The following is a 726-nucleotide window of genomic DNA, read 5'->3' on the forward strand; positions in this document are numbered from 1 at the left end:
GAGGCGTCGGCTTTGCTTGAGTTTGTTGAAGCAGCGCTCGACCATATTGCGAAGGGCGTAAAGGAAGCCGTCGATTGGCTCTTGGACTTTGCGGTTTCGCTTGAACGGAATGATGGGTTCAACACCGCGTTCTTTGAGGTCTTGGCGGATAGCGTCGCTATCATAGCCTTTGTCGGCGAGCATGACTTTGGGGCTGGGGCCTGGCTGATCCATCAGCGGGAGATAGCCTTTCATGTCCGATGCTTCACCCGGCGATAGTGTAATGGCGACGGGTAAGCCCAGACCGTTGGTTCTCAGGTGGATCTTGGTCGAAAGCCCACCTCGCGAGCGGCCAATATCCTCTTTTTGAGTCCCCCTTTTTGGCCCGCGGCATGCTGATGCGCGCGGACTACAGTGCTGTCGATCATTTGAAGACTGTCTTTACCCGCCCCACTTTCGTTGAGCGCTTCGAGCATCACATCCCAAAGCCCCGCCTGCGTCCATCGACGAAACTGGCGGTAGACACTGTTCCAAGTTCCGAAATCATTGGGCAAATCGCGCCACGGCGCACCCGTCCGCGCAATCCAAAACACACCATCCAAGACCAATCGGTGGCTTTTGGCAGGCCGCCCAGACTTAGGCCCGCTCGCTTTCACAAAAGGCTCAAAGAACCCCCACTCCTCGTCCAACATCAATCCGCGAACCACCGCTGCTCTCCCCAAAGAACAGCGTTGAATCAGAAACTAA

At 56.1% G+C, this 726-nt stretch carries 1 pseudogene; it reads right to left on the reverse strand.

The features are described from left to right. Positions 1-671 (reverse strand): annotated as a pseudogene (locus B7364_RS18125) (IS5 family transposase); the annotation flags it as partial. Between the last annotated feature and the right edge of the window lie 55 nt (positions 672-726).

The sequence above is a fragment of the Aquidulcibacter paucihalophilus genome (genome assembly GCF_002105465.1).
In the GTDB taxonomy this organism is placed as follows: Bacteria; Pseudomonadota; Alphaproteobacteria; order Caulobacterales; family Aquidulcibacteraceae; genus Aquidulcibacter; species Aquidulcibacter paucihalophilus.